The organism is Erythrobacter cryptus DSM 12079 (assembly GCF_000422985.1).
Taxonomy (GTDB): domain Bacteria; phylum Pseudomonadota; class Alphaproteobacteria; order Sphingomonadales; family Sphingomonadaceae; genus Erythrobacter; species Erythrobacter cryptus.
In genome coordinates this window covers 181,442-199,943 of sequence record NZ_AUHC01000001.1, presented here as the reverse complement: position 1 = coordinate 199,943, position 18,502 = coordinate 181,442, and the positions used below count along the sequence as shown (strand labels likewise).

The 18,502-nt window shown below is 67.5% G+C and carries 17 protein-coding genes and 1 tRNA gene; 5 read left to right on the top strand and 13 right to left on the bottom strand.

Annotated elements, in window-relative coordinates:
* Positions 1–14: 14 nt before the first annotated feature.
* The 3 genes from ntrX (at position 15) to hflX (ending at position 3,465) form a co-directional block, all read left to right on the top strand.
* Positions 15–1,397: a nitrogen assimilation response regulator NtrX gene (gene ntrX, locus G524_RS0100975; RefSeq protein ID WP_027442028.1), complete on the top strand. Its 1,383-nt coding sequence runs from the start codon at positions 15–17 to the stop codon at positions 1,395–1,397.
* Between the two features lie 149 nt (positions 1,398–1,546).
* Positions 1,547–2,143 (top strand): RNA chaperone Hfq, encoded by a 597-nt coding sequence (hfq, locus tag G524_RS0100970; protein WP_027442027.1) that lies wholly within the window; start codon positions 1,547–1,549, stop codon positions 2,141–2,143.
* A 26-nt stretch (positions 2,144–2,169) separates the two neighbouring features.
* Positions 2,170–3,465, top strand: a complete 1,296-nt coding sequence (hflX, locus tag G524_RS0100965; protein WP_027442026.1) for a GTPase HflX — start codon at positions 2,170–2,172, stop codon at positions 3,463–3,465.
* Positions 3,466–3,471: 6 nt separating this feature from the next.
* Here the strand turns inward: hflX and mazG are convergent, their stop codons facing one another.
* From mazG to G524_RS0100920, 9 genes are read right to left on the bottom strand one after another with little or no spacing between them, the layout of a single operon-like run.
* Positions 3,472–4,257 carry a nucleoside triphosphate pyrophosphohydrolase gene (mazG, locus tag G524_RS0100960; RefSeq protein WP_051220805.1) on the bottom strand — a complete coding sequence of 262 codons (786 nt, stop codon included), beginning with the start codon at positions 4,255–4,257 and terminating at the stop codon, positions 3,472–3,474.
* Between the two features lie 27 nt (positions 4,258–4,284).
* Positions 4,285–4,488, bottom strand: a complete 204-nt coding sequence (locus G524_RS14580; RefSeq protein ID WP_036857048.1) for a hypothetical protein — start codon at positions 4,486–4,488, stop codon at positions 4,285–4,287.
* Positions 4,485–5,267 carry an MBL fold metallo-hydrolase gene (locus G524_RS0100950; protein ID WP_027442024.1) on the bottom strand — a complete coding sequence of 261 codons (783 nt, stop codon included), beginning with the start codon at positions 5,265–5,267 and terminating at the stop codon, positions 4,485–4,487. The genes G524_RS14580 and G524_RS0100950 overlap by 4 nt, the downstream gene beginning before the upstream one ends.
* A complete protein-coding gene (locus tag G524_RS0100945; protein ID WP_027442023.1) occupies positions 5,264–6,040 on the bottom strand; it encodes a TatD family hydrolase in 777 nt (258 codons plus the stop codon). The genes G524_RS0100950 and G524_RS0100945 overlap by 4 nt, the downstream gene beginning before the upstream one ends.
* Before the next feature lie 9 nt (positions 6,041–6,049).
* The gene (gene metG, locus G524_RS0100940; RefSeq protein WP_027442022.1) at positions 6,050–7,609 is read right to left on the bottom strand and encodes a methionine--tRNA ligase; all 1,560 of its coding nucleotides are present in this window, start codon (positions 7,607–7,609) and stop codon (positions 6,050–6,052) included.
* A complete protein-coding gene (locus G524_RS0100935) occupies positions 7,602–8,558 on the bottom strand; it encodes a DNA polymerase III subunit delta' (protein ID WP_027442021.1) in 957 nt (318 codons plus the stop codon). The genes metG and G524_RS0100935 overlap by 8 nt, the downstream gene beginning before the upstream one ends.
* On the bottom strand, positions 8,555–9,202 hold the full coding sequence (gene tmk, locus G524_RS0100930; RefSeq protein WP_027442020.1) for a dTMP kinase: 648 nt from the start codon (positions 9,200–9,202) through the stop codon (positions 8,555–8,557). The genes G524_RS0100935 and tmk overlap by 4 nt, the downstream gene beginning before the upstream one ends.
* Positions 9,199–10,350, bottom strand: coding sequence for a D-alanyl-D-alanine carboxypeptidase family protein (locus G524_RS0100925; protein ID WP_036857045.1), 1,152 nt, complete (start codon positions 10,348–10,350; stop codon positions 9,199–9,201). Before G524_RS0100925 ends, tmk begins: the two co-directional genes overlap by 4 nt.
* Before the next feature lie 58 nt (positions 10,351–10,408).
* Positions 10,409–11,446 carry a lytic murein transglycosylase gene (locus tag G524_RS0100920; protein WP_027442018.1) on the bottom strand — a complete coding sequence of 346 codons (1,038 nt, stop codon included), beginning with the start codon at positions 11,444–11,446 and terminating at the stop codon, positions 10,409–10,411.
* Positions 11,447–11,680: 234 nt separating this feature from the next.
* Between G524_RS0100920 and G524_RS0100915 the strand changes: the two genes are divergently transcribed.
* A tRNA-Ser gene (locus tag G524_RS0100915) sits at positions 11,681–11,770 on the top strand.
* Between the two features lie 22 nt (positions 11,771–11,792).
* Here G524_RS0100915 and G524_RS0100910 read toward each other — a convergent pair.
* The 3 genes from G524_RS0100910 to G524_RS0100900 all read right to left on the bottom strand — a co-directional run bounded on the left by G524_RS0100910 (position 11,793) and on the right by G524_RS0100900 (position 15,589).
* Positions 11,793–12,647, bottom strand: a complete 855-nt coding sequence (locus tag G524_RS0100910; RefSeq protein WP_027442017.1) for a class I SAM-dependent methyltransferase — start codon at positions 12,645–12,647, stop codon at positions 11,793–11,795.
* The gene (gene lpdA, locus G524_RS0100905; protein WP_027442016.1) at positions 12,647–14,059 is read right to left on the bottom strand and encodes a dihydrolipoyl dehydrogenase; all 1,413 of its coding nucleotides are present in this window, start codon (positions 14,057–14,059) and stop codon (positions 12,647–12,649) included. Before lpdA ends, G524_RS0100910 begins: the two co-directional genes overlap by 1 nt.
* An 84-nt stretch (positions 14,060–14,143) precedes the next feature.
* On the bottom strand, positions 14,144–15,589 hold the full coding sequence (locus G524_RS0100900; RefSeq protein WP_027442015.1) for a 2-oxo acid dehydrogenase subunit E2: 1,446 nt from the start codon (positions 15,587–15,589) through the stop codon (positions 14,144–14,146).
* Between the two features lie 150 nt (positions 15,590–15,739).
* On the opposite strand from G524_RS0100900, the gene G524_RS0100895 reads away from it, so the two are divergent.
* Positions 15,740–16,192: a universal stress protein gene (locus G524_RS0100895; protein ID WP_027442014.1), complete on the top strand. Its 453-nt coding sequence runs from the start codon at positions 15,740–15,742 to the stop codon at positions 16,190–16,192.
* A 7-nt stretch (positions 16,193–16,199) separates the two neighbouring features.
* Here the strand turns inward: G524_RS0100895 and rnr are convergent, their stop codons facing one another.
* Positions 16,200–18,491 (bottom strand): ribonuclease R, encoded by a 2,292-nt coding sequence (gene rnr, locus G524_RS0100890; RefSeq protein WP_027442013.1) that lies wholly within the window; start codon positions 18,489–18,491, stop codon positions 16,200–16,202.
* Positions 18,492–18,502: the final 11 nt, after the last annotated feature.

The window sequence follows — 18,502 nt, the reverse complement described above, 5'->3', positions numbered from 1 at the left end:
CGAGGAATGAGCCGATGGCGCTTGAAATCCTGATCGTCGATGATGAGCGCGACATTCGCGAACTGGTCGCAGGCGTGCTCAGCGATGAAGGCTATGTCTGCCGCACCGCGGGTGACAGCACCGCCGCGCTCGCCGCGATCGACGAGCGCCGGCCGAGCCTGGTGCTGCTCGATGTCTGGCTCCACGGCAGCCCGATGGACGGGCTCGAACTGCTCGATGCGATCAAGGCGCGCGAGCCCAACCTGCCGGTGATCATCTTCTCCGGCCACGGCAACATCGACACCGCGGTTGCCGCGGTCGGACGCGGGGCGATGGACTTCATCGAGAAGCCCTTCGAGGCCGAGCGCCTGCTGCTGCTGGTCGCCCGCGCCACTGAGACCGAGCGGCTCCGGCGCGAGAACAGCCGGCTGCGGGAAGGCAGCTGGGGCAATGCCGAGTTCACCGGCAATTCGCCTGCGATCAACGCCGTGCGCGCGACCTTGAAGCGCGTGGCCGGCACCGGCAGCCGGGTGCTGATCTCCGGCCCTCCCGGCGCCGGCAAGGAAGTGGCGGCGCGCCTGCTCCACGCCTGGAGCCCGCGGGCCAACAATGCCTTCGTGCTGGTCAATTCCGCCCGGATCACCCCCGAGCGCTTCGAGCAGGAGCTGTTCGGCGAGGAATCGGGTGGCAAGCTGGTGCGCCCGGGCCTGCTCGAACTGGCCGACGGCGGCACGCTCTATCTCGACGAGATCGCCGACATGCCGCTGTCCACTCAGGCGCGCATCCTGCGCGTTCTGACTGACCAGAGCTTTGTGCGGGTGGGGGGCACCCGCCAGATCGGGGTCGATGTGCGCGTGGTCTCCTCCACCACCCGCGATCTCAACGTGGAGATGGCGGAAAAGCGCTTCCGTGAGGATCTGTTCTACCGGCTCAACGTGGTGCCGGTGTCGATCCCCTCGCTCGCCCAGCGGCGCGACGATATCCCCGCGCTCGCCGAGCATTTCTTCACCCGCTATGCCACCGACCAGGGCCTTGCTCCGCCCGAACTTTCCGCCGAGGCGATCGCCGCGCTCCAGGCCTATGACTGGCCCGGCAATGTCCGCCAATTGAGGAACGTGGTCGAGCGCACCATCATCATGACCCCGCGCGAGAAGCTGGCCAGGATCGAGCCGGACATGCTCCCGCCCGAGATCATCGGCGGTCAGATCGCGCTTGCCAGCGAAAGCCTCTCGGCGATCATGGGCGTGCCGCTGCGCGAAGCGCGCGAGTGCTTCGAGCGCGAATATCTGGCGATCCAGATCCGCCGCTTTTCGGGCAATATTTCCAAGACCGCGAGCTTCATCGGGATGGAGCGCTCGGCGCTGCACCGCAAGCTCAAGCTGCTCGGCATGGCCGATCGGCGCGACGGCGAGGGGTAAGCGCGCAGCGCCGCGCGGCAAAGTCGCGGCAAAATCACACCTTGTCGCAGCCGGCTCGAGTCGCCATTATGCAACTCTGGCGGGCTTGGTGGACGGCTCGCCTGACCTGCGGACCGCAAGGGCGGCCGCCAAGAACAGGAGCTTAGACGATGGCCAGCGGACGAACGCTCTCTCCCCGTCCGGTTGCGCGTGCCGCGGCACCGGCCGAAGCGCGCCCCATCCCCGGGCCCGGCACCAGCGGCCCCGGCGCGCGGCCCGGCAACCTGCAGGACGCCTTTCTCAACCTGCTGCGCAAGCACAAGGTGCCGGTCACCATGTTTCTGGTGAAGGGCGTGAAACTGCAGGGGATCGTCACCTGGTTTGACAATTTCTCGATCCTGCTGCGCCGCGATGGCCAATCGCAGCTGGTCTATAAGCACGCGATCAGCACGATCATGCCCGGCCAGGCGCTCGATCCGGCGCAGTTCATCGTCCCGGCAGGCGGGAAGAAACAGCGGCTGCTTCAGGACGTGTTCCTGAGCCGCGTCGCCGAGGCGCAGGTGCAGGTGACGATGTTCCTCGTCAACGGCGTGATGCTCCAGGGCCGGATTGTCGCCTATGACCTGTTCTGCATGTTGCTCGAGCGTGATGGGGCTGTGCAACTGGCCTACAAGCACGCCGTCTCGACCATTCAGCCCGCAGCGCCGGTTGATCTCACCGTTGCCGATGATGACGCGCCGGCGAGCGATGATGGGGCCGGCGACTGAGCTTTTCCGCCGACCACGCCAATGAGGTGACCCGCGGGGCGCGGGCCCTGGTGCTGTGCCCGGATATCCGCACCCAGCACCATGACCTTGCGCCCGCCGAGCGCCTCGCCGAGGCCGAGGGGTTGGCGCGGGCGATCGGCCTTGTCATTGCCCATGCGGCGATCCTGCCGGTGCGGCGGGTACAGCCCAACACCCTGTTCGGTTCGGGCCAGGTGGCCAATATCGCGGCCTGGTGTGAACTCCACGCAGCCGAACTGGTGATCGTCGATGGCGCGCTCAGCCCGATCCAGCAGCGCAATCTCGAGGATCGGCTGAAACGCAAGGTGATCGACCGCACCGGCCTCATCCTCGAAATCTTCGGCGAACGCGCCGCCACCGCAGAAGGGCGCCTGCAGGTGGAACTGGCGCATCTCGACTATCAACAGAGCCGCTTGGTGCGCAGCTGGACCCACCTTGAGCGGCAGCGCGGCGGCTTCGGCTTTCTCGGCGGGCCGGGCGAGACCCAGATCGAGGCCGACCGGCGAATGATCCGCCAGCGCATGGCGCGTCTGAGGCGCGAGCTTGATCAGGTGCGCAAGACCCGCAAGCTCCACCGCGACCGGCGCGAGCGGGCGCCCTGGCCGGTGATTGCGCTGGTTGGCTATACCAATGCCGGCAAGTCCACCCTGTTCAACCGCCTCACCGGCGCTCAGGTGATGGCAGAGGATTTGCTGTTCGCCACGCTCGATCCGACCATGCGGGCGATCAGCCTGCCGGGGGTGGAGAAGGCGATCCTCTCCGACACCGTGGGCTTCATCTCCGATCTGCCGACGCAATTGGTCGCGGCCTTCCGCGCCACGCTCGAGGAGGTGACCGCCGCCGATGTGATCTGCCACGTGCGCGACATGGCCAACCCGAGCCACGCAGCGCAGAAGAAGCAGGTGATCGAGGTGCTCGCCGATCTTGGCGTTGCCGACCGCGAGACCGGGGCGGGTACGGTTCCGATCCTCGAGGTGTGGAACAAGTGCGATCTTCTGCCACCTCCGGCCCGGGCGGAACTGGCCGAGGCCGCCGCGGGGCAGGGGGCGGTGATGGTCTCGGCGGCAACGGGGGAGGGGGTGGAGCGGCTCGAGGCCGAGCTTGCGCGCCTGCTGACCGGCGCGGCGCGCGAGGTCAGTCTCACGGTTCCGCTTGCCGATGGCCGACGGATCGCCTGGCTTCACGCCCATGGCGAAGTGCTGGCCGAGGAGGATGCGGGGGAGAGCGACACGCTTGGCCCCTTGCGCCGCCTGCGGGTGCGGCTCAAGCCCAAGGAATTGGGGCAGTTCTCAAGACTTTCCTGAAGGTTCTCAGGCTTTCTTGACCCTCTGCCACAATTCTTCCTGGGCCTCGAGCGAAAGCTTCGGGAAAGCCTCGGGTCCGGCAAGGCCTTCCATCGCGCGGAAGCGGCGTTCGAACTTGGCATTGGCGGCGCGCAGCGCGTCCTCGGCGCTGATGCCGTGGGCGCGCAGGAAATTGACCACAGCAAAGAGCAGATCGCCGGCTTCCTCGAATTTTTCGAGATCGCTGCCTGCCGCCTTCAGCTCGGCGAGTTCCTCGGCGATCTTGGCCTCGGCGCCCGAGGGATCCGGCCAGTCAAAGCCGGTGCGTGCGGCGCGCTGCTGCAATTTCTGCGCGCGCAGCAGCGCGGGAAGCGCAAGTGCGACGCCATCGAGCGCGCTCGTCGTGCCCTTGGCGGCGCGTTCGCGGGCCTTGAGGTCTTCCCAGCGCGCGCTGTCCATGCTGCCGCCTTCGGTGCCGAAGATGTGGGGGTGGCGCGCTTCCATCTTGTCGCTGATCGCTGCGGCCACATCGGCAAAGGCAAAGTGGCCGGCTTCCTCGGCAATGCGGGCGTGGAACACCACCTGGAGCAGCAGATCGCCAAGCTCGTCCTTGAGATCGGCCATATCGCCGCGGGCGATGGCATCGGTTACTTCGTAGGCTTCCTCGATCGTGTAAGGCGCAATGCTGGCAAAATCCTGCGCCAGATCCCAGTCGCAGCCGCTTTGCGGATCGCGCAGCCGGGCCATGATCGCAAGCAGGCGGGCAACCGCACCCGTGGGCGCATCAGGGGATTGGGAGGGGTGCGCGTCCATGACGATCCTCAAGATGGATAATATATATTATGTTAAATATGCCAGGGCAGAAGAACGGCCCGGCGGCGCCGCGACCGCCTCCACCACCAGCAGCAGCCCGAGAAAAATCGCGATCCACACCAGCGCCATGCGCGCAAGCTGGCTCCAGCCGAGCCGATAGGACGCGAGCGCGCTCGCGGCGAAGAACAGCCAGGCAAGCCCGGTGATGATGGTGAGCACCTCGCCGCTCACGCGACCAGCTCCAGCCCATCGTGGCCGACGATCACGAAATCGGGCACCTCAGCGCACAGGGTGCGATAATCCATGCTCTTGTCGAGGTGGCTCAGCACCAGGCGGCGGGCCCGCGCGCGCGCGCCCAACTCGATCGCCAGCGCCAGATGCGCATGGGTGGGATGCGGCTCGCGCCGCAGACAATCGCTCACCAGAATGTCAACACCGGCGAAAAGATCCACCATTTCGGGCGTAATCGCGCTGTAATCCGTGGCATAGGCGATGGACTTGCCATCGGCTTCGAAACGATAGCCGGTGGTCTCGCCCGAGCCATGGGGCATCTGGCACCAGTCCACCGCAAAGCCGGCGATCACCTTGAGCCGATCGAGCGTGTCGAGCGTGCAGATTGCCTGATAGCCATCCTGCGCGGCAAAGACATAGCCGAAGCGCTGGCGCAGCCGCCGCACGGTTTCCGCCGAGGCGAAACCCGGGATCGGCGCGGCGCGGCCATAGCGCAGCACCCGCAAATCGTCGATCCCATGGCAGTGGTCGGCATGATCATGGGTCCAGAACACCGCATCGATGCTGGCGATGCGGTTGGCGAGCAGCTGCGCGCGGCAATCGGACGAGGTATCGACCAAGAGCCGCCGTCCCTCGGCGCTTTCGACCAGGATCGACACCCGGGTGCGGCGGTTGCGCGGCTCGGCCGGGTCGCAGGCCCCCCAGTCGCCCGCCCCGTCAGGTCCGCCGACCCGGGGCACCCCGGTGGACGTGCCCGAGCCGAGCATCACCAGCTTCACGCCCGCGCCTTTCCGAACAGGGCGAAGAAATTGGCGCTGGTCTGCGCTGCCAGGGTCTCCGCATCGGTCCCGCGCAGGGACGCGAGAAAACGGGCGGTGTCAGCCACATAGGCCGGCTCGCACACGCGGCCCCGATGCGGCACCGGCGCGAGGAACGGACTGTCGGTCTCGATCAGCAGCCGATCTTCAGGAATGATCTTCGCGACTTCCTGCAAGGCCTTGGCATTCTTGAAGGTGACGATGCCCGAAAGCGAAATGAACAGGCCCAGCGCCAGCACCTTCTCGGCAAAGTCGGCCGAGGCGGTGAAGCAATGGATCAGCGCCGGAAAGGCCCCTTCGCCCTGCTCCTCGGCGAGGATCGCATAAGTGTCCTCCTCGGCATCGCGGGTGTGGATGATGAGCGGCAGGCCGGTTTCCCGTGCAACCGAAATATGCATTCGGAACAGAGTCTTCTGCGCCTCTCTGTCGGAATGATCGTAATAATAGTCGAGCCCCGTCTCGCCGATTGCGATCACCCGCGGATGCTGCGTGGCGGCAAGCAGCGCGCCGCGCCCGAGATCGCGGTGGGCATCGGCCTCGTGCGGGTGAATGCCGACGCTGGCATAGACATCCGCCTCGCGCGCCGCGGTGGCGATCACCTGGTCCCATTCGCTCTGGCGGGTGGAGATGTTGAGCATCGCCCCCACGCCTGCGGCCCGGGCGCGTGCGAGCACCCCCGCCTGATCCTCGATGAGACCCTTGTATTCAAGATGGCAATGGCTATCGACCAGCATGGCTGCGGCTCATGCTTCTTCCGGTGCCAGTTCGAGCCTCGGGAACAGCGGCGTCGGCGGGGCAATCACGTGGCCGCTGCCTGTCAGATCGCTATACCAATCGGCGGCGATCCCCCCAAGGCTGCGCGCCGCCTCGGGCACGCCCAGCATGTCGAGCAACCTCGTGCTGCTCGCCGGAATCACCGGGCTGATCGCCATCGCGAGGCGGCCGATGGCGATGCACAGCGTCGCCAGCACGCTCTCCATCCGCGCCGGATCGGTCTTGCGCAGGGTCCACGGCGCCTCGGCATCGATATAGGCATTGCAGGCAAAGACCGCCTGGAGCCAGGCCTCGACCGCCTGTTGCAGCGCCAGCGCCGCGAAGGCCTCCGGCATCTCGCTCTCGGTCGCCCGTGCCACCGCATCGAGGAGCGCGAGATCCGCCGCGCTTTCCGCCCCGCGCTTTGGCAGCCGCCCATCGAGGTTCTTGGCGATGAAGCCGAGCGTGCGCTGCGCGAGATTGCCAAAGGCATTGCCCAGCTCTCCATTGGCCCTTTGCACAATGGCTTCGGGCGAATAGCTGCCATCCTGCCCGAAGGCGACCTCGCGGATGAGGAAGTAGCGCAAGGCATCCACCCCGAAGCGCTCGGCCAGCGCCAGCGGATCGGTGACATTGCCGAGCGATTTTGATTCCTTCTGCCCACGGTTGAGCAGAAAGCCATGGCCGAACACCTTCTGTGGCAAGGGCAGCCCTGCACTCATCAGGAAGGCCGGCCAATAGATGGTGTGAAACCGCACGATATCCTTGCCGATGAGATGCAGGCTCGCCGGCCAGAAGCGCGCCATCAGCTCGGTCTCGTCGGGATAGCCCAGCCCGGTGAGGTAGTTGGTGAGCGCATCGACCCACACATACATCACATGGCCATCGCTGCCCGGGACTTTCACCCCCCAATTAAACGAAGTGCGGCTGACCGACAGATCGCGCAGCCCCTGTTCGACAAAGGCGATCATCTCGTTGCGCCGGCTTGCCGGTTCGAGAAAGCCGGGCTGCTTCAACAATTCAAGCAATTGGCCTTCATACTTCGAAAGGCGGAAGAACCAGCTTTCCTCCACCGTCCATTCCACCGGCGTGCCTTGCGGGGAGAGCTTCTCGCCCCCCTCGCCCGTGACCAGCTCGGTCTCGTCATAGAAGGCCTCGTCGCGCACCGAATACCAGCCCTCGTAGCGATCGAGATAGAGATCACCGTTTGCCGCCATCGCCTGCCACAAGGCCTGGCTGGCGCGGTGATGATCGGGCTCGCTGGTGCGGATGAAGCGATCATAGGAGACGTTCAGTCGATCGCACATCTCCCTGAAATAGGATGACATCTCATCGGCCAACTGGCGCGGGGCCAGACCCTGCTCGGCGGCCTTGCGCGCCATCTTGAGGCCGTGTTCATCGGTGCCGGTCTGGAACCGCACCGGCCTGCCGGCGAGGCGGTGGTAGCGCGCGATCACATCGGCGGCGATCGCTTCATAGGCATGGCCGATATGCGGCCTGCCATTCGGATAGCTGATCGCGGTGGTGATGTAGAAGGGGGTGTCAGCCATGGGCCGGTTCGCTAGCCGGGGCGGCTGCGACAAGCAAGCCGCCGATCTCGAAGGCAAGCAGGCCGGGATCAAAATTGGCGGTGGGCGCCTCGGCCGCGAGCCTCACCAGCGCCGCATGGGTCTCGATCAGCTTCAGGCGGTGGGCATCCTCGGCAGTGGCGCGCGCCCGCGCGGCGACCAGCGCCTGGGCGAGCTCGAGCACCGCCTGCACCCGCTCGCGCGCGGGGCGCGGGCCGATCAGCCGGGCAAATTCGCCGCGCCCCTGAAGGCCCGTATCCCCGCTGCCGATCAGCGCGTCGATCACGCGCGCCACCGGGCCAAGCCCCTCCTCGGCAAAGCGCCGCGCGGCGCCGAAGGAGCCTTGTGCGGCAGCGATCGCCTGCGGATCGGCACCCAGCCCCTCGGCTTCGAGCATCGCCGCCAATTCCTGCGCGCTCAAGGTGGGAAAGCGCAGCATCCGGCAGCGCGAGCGGATGGTCGGCAAGAGCCGGGCCGGGCGGTGGCAGACAAGCAGGAAAAAGGTGCCTGCGGGCGGCTCCTCGAGGCTCTTGAGCAGGGCATTGGCTGCGGGCTTTTCGAGATCATCGGCCGGATCGATGATGATCGCCCGGCGGCTGCCCAGGCTCGGGCGGGTGACGAGCCGCCGCTGCATTGCGCGGATCTGGGCAATGCGGATCGAGCGGGCGCGCTCGAAGGGCTTGCCCTCGGCCATGTCGCGCGCGGCCTTGTCGTCCTTGGGGCCATAGGTGAGGGTGATGATATCGGGATGCTCGCCCTGCGGCTGCGGCACTCCCGGCTCGGCCACCAGCGCGCGGGCAGCGGCAAGGGCAAAGTCGCGCTTGCCCAGCCCCTCCTTGCCCGCAAGCAGCCACGCATGGTGCATCCGCGCGCCGGCAAGCGCCTCGCGCCACTGCCGCCAGGGCTCGGCATGGTTGGGCCAGGCGCTCACGCTTCCTCTGCGCCGATGAGATCAGCGAGCGCGGCGAGCACCCGGGCATGGACCTCCTGGGGTGAGCCGCTCGCGTCGATTCGGGCAATGCCGGAAGGATCGCGCGCCGCCATGGCATGGAAAGCCGCGGCCACTTTGCGGTGATAGGCGAGAGGGCGCCCGCCGATGGCATCGCTGCGTGCCCCGTCGCGCGCGGCAAGCCTTGCGGCGAGCGCGGCCTCGTCGGCCTCGAGCAGGATCACCCGATCGGGCCGCAGGCCGCCGCTGCCAAAGGTGTGGAGCGCACAGATCGCCTCATCACCAAGCCCGCCCGCCGCGCCCTGATAGGCCCGGCTCGAATCGACGAAGCGATCGCACACCACCACCGCGCCGCGTCCCAGCGACGGGCGGATCAGCCGCGCGACATGATCGGCCCGGGCGGCTGCAAAGAGCAGCGCCTCGGCCTCCCTCCCCCAGCCCTCACCGGGGGGCGCGAGCAGCAGGGCACGGATCGCCTCGGCTCCCGGCGTGCCGCCCGGCTCGCGGGTGAGGACGACCTCGCGCCCACGCGCGCGCAGCGCTTCGGCCAACAGGCGCGCCTGGGTGGACTTGCCTGCCCCCTCCCCACCTTCAAAGGCGATGAAGATCCCGCGCGCTGCGCTCATGCAAAGGGCTCCAGCAGCGCGTTGCGGATGCGCGCCAGCGGCCCGGCCTTCGCAACCGCTTCGGCGGCGACAAGCGGAATGCGCGCGGGAGGAAGGCCGGGGCCGGTGATCTCGAGCACCGCGATCTCCTCGCCCTTGGCAATCGGCGCGCGCAGCGGCCCGTCATAGCGGATCACGGCGCTAAGCGACGGGCTTTGCCCGCGCGGCAGGTTGATCGCCACCGGCCCGCGCGCCACCAGCCTCACATGGCGGGCCGCCCCATCCTGCACCCGCGCGCTGCCCACCACGCTGCCGGGCGCAAACAGGTGCTTGCGATCAAATGCGGCAAAGCCCCATTCGGTGTAGGCACGCGCGAGGCGCGCGCGCAGCCTGGCGCTTTCCACCCCGGCGAGCACCAGCACCAGCCGCTGGCCATCGCGCACCGCGGTGCCGAGATAGGTGAAGCCCGCCTCGTTGGTAAAGCCGGTCTTGATCCCGTCCGCCCCCGGTACGCGGCCGATCATGGGATCGTGATTGACCTGCGCGATCCCCTTGTAAGCAAACCCGGCGCGACCGACGTAATAGCCGAAAGCGTCCGGATGGCGCGTCACCAGCGCGCGGGCAAGCGTGACGAGATCGCGCGCGGTGGTGAAGGTGCGCCCTTCATCGGGCCAGCCATTGGGCGAAGCGAAATGGCTGCCATGCATCCCCAAGGATCGGGCGGTGCGGTTCATCGCCGCAGTCCAGGCGGCAATCGAGCCCGCCGCGCCCTCGGCCAGCACAACCGCGCCATCATTGGCCGAGACATTGGCAATGCCGAGCAGCAGATCGTGCACCCGCACCGGCTCGCCCGGTTCGAGAAACATGGTCGAACCCTTGCGCCGCCAGTCGCGTGCCAGCGCCGGGCTCATGGCAAAGACCTGGTCAGGATCGAGCTTGCCCGCCGCGATCTGCTCGAAGGCGAGATAGAGCGTCATCACCTTGGTAACCGAGGCCGGGACGAAGCGCCGATCGGGATCGCGCGCGTGCAGCACTTGGCCGCTGGACAGATCGACCAGCATGGCCACGGGCGCCTCCTGTGCCGTGGGAACGGCCGGCGCAGCGCGGGCGGGCACCGCGAGAGCGGCAAGGGCAAGCAAGGGGGCAAGCAGGCGCAGGATCACGGGCATGTCAGACACGCGCCCGCTATATCGCCGCAGCGGTGCCTTGGCGAGGCACGCGCCGGGCTTAATCCCGAATGGCATCGGCGAGCAGGCCGACGCTCAACGCATAATAGCTCGAGCAGTTGTATTCGAGAATGGCGCGGAAATTGCCGGTGAGCAGCCAGGCGGGCTGGCCCGGCCCATCGGGCTGAAACAATGAGGCCATGACGTCATCGCCAATGCCGGCCATGGGCTCGATGCCAAGCGCGCGCCACTCGGCAATGGTGCGCCAGCGGCTGAAGCGCTCGTGCACCCGCGGGCATTGGGGAGCGACGAGCCGGCTGCGTTGGCCCGCCAGATCGAAGCCCGGTGGCACACGCGCACGCACACCCCAGGGCTCACCGGTGCGCCAGCCGGCATCGCGCAGATAGTTGGCGATCGAGGCGAAGGTATCGGCCCGGTTGGTGAAGATGTCGGCCCGCCCATCACCATCCCCATCACTGGCAAGGCGCAGATAGACGCTGGGCAGGAACTGCGGATTGCCGAAGGCCCCGGCATAGGAGCCGACCAGCTGCGCGCGGTCATAGCCCTTCTCGGCCACCTTCATCAGCGCCACGAATTCCCCCGCGAACAGCTCGCGCCGCCGCCCCTCCCAGGCAAGCGTGGCAAGGCTGCGGGCGAGATCGAAATCGCCCTTCACCCGGCCATAGCTGGTCTCGTGCCCGAAGATCGCCACCAGGATCGACCCCGGCACGCCATAGCGCGCCTCGATTGCGGCAAGCGTGCTCTGGCTCTGGGCATAGACCGCCCTGCCCCCGGCGATCCGTGCGGCATCGACATGGGTGCGGATATAGTCGGCCATCGGCGGATAGCCGCGGGTGGTGGCACTGCCGGGCTGGTTCTGATCGAGCGCGATCACCCGCGGATTGGGGGTGAGCCCGGCGGTCATGCGTTCGATCGTCGCCTCGCTCACACCTTCGGCCCGGGCGCGGGCCTTTAGCAGCTCGAGATAGGCATCGAAGGGCAGATCAGCAGCCGCCTGCGCGGTGACGGGCGCCGAGAGGGACGGCGCGGTGGGCGCAGCAAGGGCCAGCGCGATGGCGGGAAGCAGCCGGGGAATCATGGCCCAAGGGATGTCACAGCTTGGCTGATTTCCCAACAGCCGGATTGCGCTTGTCACCCCTTGGAGAGCAAAGACGGATGACAATGCCGCGGCATCGCGCTAGCGGCGCTGGGGCGCATGGGCAGGGGGCCGAGTGCTTCCAAGGCAGCGGCCTTGGAGTCGCAGGCGCGCATGCGCCGGAGATGTCACCGCAGGTGACAATACCGCCTTCTGGCGTTAGCCAGCCGAGGCACAGGACAGGTGGCCGAGTGGTTTAAGGCAGCGGTCTTGAAAACCGCCGTAGGTGCAAGCCTACCGTGGGTTCGAATCCCACCCTGTCCGCCAGCCCGGCTTTCGCGGCCAAGGTTCAGGCCCTCGCCCGCACCAGCCAGGCCTTGCAACCCAGCATCACCCCCTCGCCGGGCCGGTGATGGCGGGCGAACATGGCTTCAAGGTCGGCGCGCGCCGCGGCAAGCACCGCCTCGCCCTGTTCGGCAAGCAGCTGGCCCGCGGCCATCGAGGCAAGCGCGAAGGCGGTGGCTTCTTCCGGCGTCGCGCCCGGGCCACCGACAGCCTGCACGCCCTGATGTGCCTCGGCCTCGAATGCGGAAAAGCCCGCAGCAGTCAGCACTTCTTCGAGATAGCCAAGATCCTCGAAGGCAAAGGGCCCGGGCGCGCGCGGCACGGCGGGGGGCACCTCGACATGGGCGCGCACAACGCCCATAATCTCCATCATCCAGACATTGTCACGCGGGTGCGCCCAGACCGCAAGGTCGATGCGCGCCCCGGGCGCAAGCATGGCCCTGAGGTTGGCAAAAGCGGGCACGGGTTCGGGGAAGAACATCGCGCCAAAGCGCGAGAACAGCCGGCCGAAGGGCGGCCCATCGATCCGGACGGTGGCCGCATCGGCGCAGACGAAGCGCGCCCTGCTTCCCGCGGCCGCGGCGCGCTCCTCAGCCGCCGCGATCAGCATCGGGGCGATGTCGAGGCCGAGCGCCTCGCCCTCCGGTCCGACCGCCTCGGCAATCGCCAGCGTGGTCGCGCCGCCGCCGCAGCCAAGGTCAAGCACGCGCTCGCCGGGCTGGTAATCCGCCCGTGCCAGCAGCGCCGCGCCGATGGGGGCGATCATGCCTTCAAAACGATCAAGATTGGCGAGCCAGCGCGCGCCCATCTCGCCGGCCCAGTCTTCACCCTGCAGGGCCTCGGGGGAAGCCTCGCCCATCAGAAGTGCAGCGTCCGCCCAAAGGCATCGAGCACGCTTTCGTGCATCATCTCCGAGAGCGTCGGGTGCGGGAAGACCGTCTGCATGAGTTCGGCCTCGGTGGTCTCGAGGGTCTTGCCGATGGTGTAGCCCTGGATCAGCTCGGTCACTTCCGCGCCAATCATGTGCGCGCCCAGAAGCTCGCCGGTGTTGGCGTCGAACACGGTCTTGATGAAGCCTTCCGCCTCGCCCAGCGCGATGGCCTTGCCATTGCCGATGAAGGGGAAGGTGCCGACCTTGACCTCATGGCCGGCCTCGCGCGCCTTGGCCTCGGTGAGACCCACGCTGGCGATCTGCGGGTGGCAATAGGTGCAGCCCGGGATGTTGCTGCGGTTGAGGGGGTGCGGGTGGACTTCGGAATTGCCGAGTTCCTGCGCGATCGCCTCGGCGCAGGTGACGCCCTCGTGGCTCGCCTTGTGCGCCAGCCAGGGCCCTGGGGTGCAATCGCCGATCGCCCACAGCCCCGGAGTCCTGGTGCGGCCATAGGGATCGATCTGGATGAAGCCGCGCTCCATCTCGACGAGGCCCTCAAGGCCGATCCCTTCGGTGTTGGGCACAATGCCGATGGCGACGATCACGTGGGTGAATTCGCTCGTTGTGCTGGTGCCCGCCTTGTCCTTGATCGTGGCGGTGATGCCGGTATCCCTTACCTTGATCGCCTCCACCCCGGCACCGGTCAGCACCTTGATGCCTTGCTTCGTGAGGCTCTTTTCCAGGAAGGCCGAGACGTCCGCATCCTCCACCGGCACGATCCGGTCGAGCATTTCGACCACCGTCACCTTGCTGCCGAGATCGTTGTAAAAGCTCGCAAACTCGATTCCGATCGCGCCCGAGCCGATCACCAGCAGCTTCTCGGGCAGTTCGGCCGGGGTCATGGCATGGCGATAGGTCCACACCCGCTTGCCATCGGCAGGGGCAAAGGGCAGCTCGCGCGCGCGCGCGCCGGTGGCGATGATGATGTGCTTGGCCGAAAGGCTCTCCTCGCCCTTCTCCCCCTTCACCGCCAGGCTGGTCGGGCCGGTGAGCCGCCCCTCGCCCATGTGCACGGCGATTTTGTTCTTTTTCATCAGGTGCGCAACGCCCTGGTTGAGCTGTTTCGCCACCCCGCGGCTGCGCTTGACGATCGCGGCAAGGTCCGCCTCGATCGCGCCGGCGACCTTGAGGCCATAATCGCCCGCATGGCGCATGTAGTGGTAGATCTCGGCCGAGCGCAGCATCGCCTTGGTCGGAATGCAGCCCCAGTTGAGGCAGATGCCGCCGAGGCTCTCGCGCTCGACGATCGCGGTCCTAAGGCCGAGCTGGGCGCAGCGAATCGCCGCGACATAGCCGCCGGGGCCGGAGCCGAGGACGATCACATCATAGGTGGCAGACATGTGGATGATCCCTTGTTTGGCACGCGGTGAGGGGGAATGGCGACGGTGTCGGGCAAGCCCGCACGGGGCCTTGCCCGGCAGTGCTCACACCACCAGCCCCAGAGGGTTTTCGATCAGCTGCTTCAGGGCTTCCATCAGCTGCGCGCCGTCCGCCCCGTCGATCGCGCGATGATCGAAACTGCCGGTGGCGTGCATCACTGTGGCGACCTCGACCGCGCCATCGACCACATGGGGCTGATGCTGGCCCGCGCCCACGGCCAGGATCATGCCCTGCGGCGGGTTGATCACCGCGTCGAACTGCTTGATCCCGTACATGCCAAGGTTGGAGAGGCTGGCGGTGCCGCCCTGATATTCATGCGGCATCAGCTTGCCCTCGCGCGCCTTGGCGGCGAGCGCCTTCATCTCGGTGGAAATCGCGGCGAGGCCCTTGGTGTCGGCCTCGGTGATCACCGGGGTGATGAGGCCCGAGGGCGCCGCCACCGCCACCGAGATATCGGCGCGGGCATATCGGCGCAGGGTGTCGCCATGATAGCTGACATTGCACTGCGGCACCCGCATCAGCGCCCGCGCCAGGGCCTTGATCAAAAGATCGTTGACCGACAGCTTGACCCCATCGGGCTCGAGCGAGGCGTTGAGCTGGCTGCGCAGCGCCAGCAGCGGATCGAGGCGGATGTCGATGGTGAGATAGAAGTGCGGAACAGTCTGCTTGCTCTCGGTCAGGCGCCGGGCGATGACCTTGCGCACATTGGAAAGCTTCTCCTCCGTGAAGGGCGCGCCGCCTTCTCCCACGGAAGCCGGTGCGGGCGCGGGTGCAGGTTCAGCGGCGCTCGCCGCAGCCGCCGGAGCCGCAGCCGGCGCAGCAGCGACACCGGCGGCAAAGGCTTCGACATCCGCCTTGATGATCCGCCCATTGGGGCCGCTGCCCTTGACCTGCGCCAGATCAATCCCCTTGTCCGCCGCGATACGCTTGGCAAGCGGCGAGGCAATGATGCGCGCTCCCGATGCTACGGGCGCGGGCGCGGGCGCTGTCGCCGGGGCAGGAGCGGGCGTTGCCGCAAGCGCGGCGCTCGCGGCAGACACGCCCTTGCCGCCGGCGATTGCCGCCTCGACATCTTCCTTGGTGATGCGCCCCTTGGGACCGGTGCCGGCAAGCGCGGCAAGATCAATGCCATGGGCCTCGGCGAGCTTGCGCGCAGTGGGCGTGGCCGAGGGGCCTTCCGTGCCGGCGGGGGCCGGGGCCGCAGCCGCCAAAGGCTGGGCAGGCGCGGGGGCGGGCGCAGCGTCCTCGCCTTCGACCGCGAGGCGCGCGATCACTTCGCCGACCTTCACCCCCTCGCTGCCCTCGGGCACGAGGATCTCGGCGATCACGCCTTCATCAACCGCCTCGAACTCCATCGTCGCCTTGTCGGTCTCGATCTCGGCCATCACGTCGCCCGCCGCGATGGTATCGCCGACCTTCACCAGCCAGCGCGCGAGCGTGCCTTCCTCCATCGTCGGCGAAAGCGCGGGCATCCTGATGTCCAAGGGCATGATCGGCTTTAACCTCCCGTGTGTGATCCCTGGCCGGTTCTCTGGCCAATTCGCGTGGCCCGGGCAAGGCCCAGAATTGCGGATCGACGCGCCCTCTTGCCAATCCATACGAATGCATTGATAGCGCCAAGGGCAACGGGGCCTTTTGGGATGCGCACATTCCTGGTGATCATCGACGAGACCGAGGAAGCCAGCGCCGCGCTGCGCTATGCCGCGCGCCGCGCGGTGGCCGTGGGGGGCGCGGTGCACCTTCTGGCGCTGGTGCCACAGCAGAACTTTTCCGCCTTTGGCGCGGTGCAGGCGACGATCGAGGCCGAGGCACGCGACCGGGCCGAAATGCTCGCCCACGGGGTGGCGGGCAACCTCCTTGCCACCAGCGGGATCATGCCGACCATCTCGGTCAAGATCGGCCCCGGGCAGAAGATCGTCAGCGAGTTTCTGGCCGAGCACCGCGAGGTCGCCGCGCTGGTGCTGGGCGCGGCCAAGGGCAACAATCCCGGGCCGCTGGTCACCCATTTCTCGAGCGCCGCCGGCTCGCTGCCCTGCCCGCTCTACATCATCCCGCCCGATTACGACGAGGCTGCGAACGAACTGCTCGCCTGAGCCGCGCCTATTTGCGCCGGCCCTGGTGGCGGATATTGGCCGGTCGGCCGCGTTTGCCGACGAGGTATTTGCTCTTGCCCCCCGGCGCAGTGCTGCGGCGGCGCGGCGCCGGTGGGGCGCCGCGCGGCTCGATCACTGCACCATCGGTCTCGGGCAGCACGAATTTGAGCGCGCCCGTGAGCGGATTGGCCTCGGCCAGGCGCAGCCGCAGGCTGTCACCCACGGCATAGGTGGTGCCGCTCTCGCTGCCCACCAGCGCTTGCGCGGCCTCCTCGTGACGGAAATACTCGCTCCCCAAGGTCGAAATCGGCACCAGCCCATCGCCACCAAGCCCGATGATGGTGGCAAAGAAGCCGAAGGCCTGCACCCCGGTGATGCGGGTCTCGAACACCTCGCCCACCCGGCCTGAAAGCCAGGCGGCGACATAGCGATCGATCGTCTCGCGCTCGGCCTCCATCGCCCGCCGCTCGGTCTGGCTGATCGCCTCGGAGACCTGTGAGAGCGAGGCACGGTCACGCTCGGAAAGGCCGGTCGTGGTCGGCAGACCGCCCGGCGGGGCGGGCTGTTCCAGCCCATAGGCATCGACGAGGGCGCGGTGCACCAGCAGGTCGGCATAGCGCCGGATCGGCGAGGTGAAATGGGCATAGGAGCCGAGCGACAGGCCGAAATGCCCGGCGTTGACGGGGCCATAATAGGCCTGGGTCTGGCTGCGCAGCACCGCCTCCATCACCAGCGCCCGCTCGGCCTCATCACCAATGTCCCTCAGCATCCGGTTGAACAGGCCGGGAGTGACGACCTGGCCGAGCGCCAGCTTCTTTCCCATCGTGGCAAGATAATCGCGCAGCGCGATCAGCTTCTCCCGGCTTGGTGGCTCGTGGATGCGATAGACCACCGGGGCCGCACGCGCCTCGAGGGCCTTGGCCGCCGCGACATTGGCCGCGATCATGAAATCCTCGACCACGCGGTGGGCATCCAGCCGTTCGCGGATGGCGATGGCAGCAATGCGTCCCTCCTCGTCGAGCACCACCCGGCGCTCCGGCAGCTCCAGCTCGAGCGGATCGCGCGCCGCCCGCGCCGCGGCAAGCGCGCGCCAGGCGTCCCAGAGGTTGGCAAGGTGCGCGGGCGCCTCGCCGGCATCGATCAGCGCCTGTGCTTGCTCATAGGCGAGGTTCTGGGCGATCCGCACCAGCGCGCGGGTAAAGCGGAACTGCGTGACCTTGCCTTCGGCGTTGATGTGCAGATGGCAGGCCATCGCAGCGCGATCCTCGCCTTCCTTGAGGGAGCACACATCCGCGCTCAGCACCTCGGGCAGCATCGGCACCACCCGATCGGGGAAATAGACCGAATTGCCGCGCTTCCTTGCCTCGCGGTCGAGCGCCGAGCCAGGACGGACATAGAAAGACACATCGGCAATGGCGATGATCGCCCTGAAGCCGCCTTCACCATCCGGCTCGGCCCAGATCGCATCGTCATGATCGCGCGCATCGGCCGGATCGATGGCGATGATCGGCAGGTGGCGCAGATCCTCGCGGGTCTTTTCGGAGAGCCTGAGCCGCGCCGCCCGAGCGGCCTCGTCAAGCACTTCCTCCGGAAAGATGTGCGGAATGCCGTGCCTGGCGATGGCGATGAGGCTGAAGGCGCGCGGGGCGAGCGGATCGCCCACCACTTCGATCACCTTGACCCCTGAGCGTTCGGAACGCCCGATCCGCTCGGCAATCACCAATTGGCCCGCCTCGGCGGCGCCGAGATCGGCAATCGGGGCGGCCTGACGCACACGCTTGTCAACCGGCGCGAGCCAGGCCCTGCCCGCTCGGTCGATCTCGACAATCCCCATCAAGCCTTCGCTGCGTGCTGGCAGCTTCTTCATCGGATGCGCGATCCAGCCCGCCGCGCTCTCCTCGGTGCGGGCAAGGATGCGATCGCCGCGCTTCAAGGCCGGGGGACGCCTGCCGCCGCGCGGCTTGGGCTCGCGCACGGTGAGACGCGGCGGTCTGCCGGGAGCCTCAGGGTCCCAGGTGTCAGGCTCGGCGATGGCTTCGCCATCCTCGATCGCCACGATCCTGAGGACTGTCACCCGCGGCAGCCCGCCCATGCGGTGATAGGCGCTTTTCTTGCCGTCGATCAGCCCTTCCTCGGCCATGTCCTTGAGCAGGGCCTTCAATCTGATCTTCTCCTGCCCCTTGAGGCCAAAGGCCTTGGCAATCTCGCGCTTGCCTGCGGGCGTGTCCGAGGCCTGAATGAAGTCGAGCACCTGCTCGCGCGTAGGCATTCCCTGGGGGCGTTTGGGTGGCTTGGACATGGACGTATGCC